Annotated in this window: 2 protein-coding genes; one reads left to right on the top strand and one right to left on the bottom strand. The window is 68.7% G+C overall.

Annotated elements, in window-relative coordinates; translation table 11 throughout:
• Nucleotides 1–91: 91 nt before the first annotated feature.
• Complete coding sequence (locus tag AB0442_RS42465) at nucleotides 92–445, bottom strand: SPFH domain-containing protein (RefSeq protein ID WP_366168850.1); 354 nt, start codon at nucleotides 443–445, stop codon at nucleotides 92–94.
• Nucleotides 446–587: 142 nt separating this feature from the next.
• Between AB0442_RS42465 and AB0442_RS42470 the strand changes: the two genes are divergently transcribed.
• Nucleotides 588–1,355, top strand: a 768-nt coding sequence (locus tag AB0442_RS42470; RefSeq protein WP_366168849.1) for a transposase, incomplete at its 3' end; no start/stop codon positions are given.

The following is a 1,355-nucleotide window of genomic DNA, read 5'->3' on the forward strand; positions in this document are numbered from 1 at the left end:
TGACCTGTGCAATCTGGCACAACGACCGCACCGGCCAGCCCGTCATGCGCTCGCTGACCGCCTATGACCACTAACCCTTCGCATCATTCATCTAGCGGGAGAGGAAGGAGCCGAGTTCGCCGATGGTGCTCATCAGGGGTGCGGGGAAGACGACGGTGCTGTTCTTGTCGACGGCGATCTCGACGAGGCTCTGCAGGTTGCGCAGCTGCAGGGCGAGCGGGTGGGCCATCATCGTGTCGGAGGCGTCGCCGAGTGCGGAGGCGGCCTGGGCCTCTCCCTGTGCGCTGATGATCTTTGCTTGCTCCTCCCGCTCGGCTTCGGCCTGCTTGGCCATCGCGCGTTTCATGGTGTCGGGCAGCTGGATGTCCTTGAGTTCGACCAGGGTGACGTCCACGCCCCATTCGGTCGTGGTGACGTCCAGGATCTGGCGGATGTCCAGGTTGATCCGGTAACTCGTCGCCGCACACTCCGGCCTTCAGGCCGGGGACAAGGCGATCCCCGGTCCGGAGCCGCGAAGCGGCGCAGGTCGCTGCGTTGTCGGTGAGCTGCTCTATGGTGGTGACGGCAATCGAAGGGGGTGTTCCGCGGTGCTGTCCGGCCGCCGGTATCGGCTTGAACTCGACCCCGTGCAGGCCGGGTTGTGCGAGACGTTCGGCGCTGTCTGCCGGTCGGTGTGGAACACGGCCCTGGAGCAGCGGCGGGAGTACCGGCGGCGTGGGGCGTGGATGAACTACGTGCCGCAGGCCGCCGAGCCGGCCGCGGCGAAGAGGGAGTTCCCGTGGCTGGCCGAGGCCCCGTCGCACGTGTTGCAGCAGACTCTGCGGGATCTGGACCGGGCGTGCCGGGAGCACGGCACGTTCAAGGTGCGATGGCGTTCCAAGGCGCGTTGGTCGCCGTCGTTCCGGTTCCCGGCCGGGAACCGGATCACGGTGGAGCGCCTGGGACGCACGTGGGGTCGGGCGAAGCTGCCGAAGCTCGGGTGGGTCCGCTTTCGCTGGTCCCGCCCGCTCGGCGGCGAGGTCCGGTCGGCGAGCATCACCCGGCAGGGGCGGCACTGGTTCATCTCCTTCCTGGTGGAAGACGGCAGGACGACGCCCGGGCAGCACGCCATGCCGAGCACGGCGGTGGGCGTGGACCGGGGCGTGGCCGTGGCCGCGACCACCAGCGAGGGAGTTTTCCACGACCGCCCGTACGCAACGCCGGGCGAGGCGAAGCGGCTGCGCCGACTGCAGCAGCAGCTCGCCCGGTGCCGGCGCGGCAGTAACAACTTGGTGCGCGATAGACGGGGAGTGTGGGGGGCGTCGTGGATGATCATGAGCCATGAGGTCGGAGTGGGCTCGTGGGGTGTTGTCGCA

It is taken from the genome of Kitasatospora sp. NPDC085895, from assembly GCF_040702125.1.
Taxonomy (GTDB): domain Bacteria; phylum Actinomycetota; class Actinomycetes; order Streptomycetales; family Streptomycetaceae; genus Kitasatospora; species Kitasatospora arboriphila.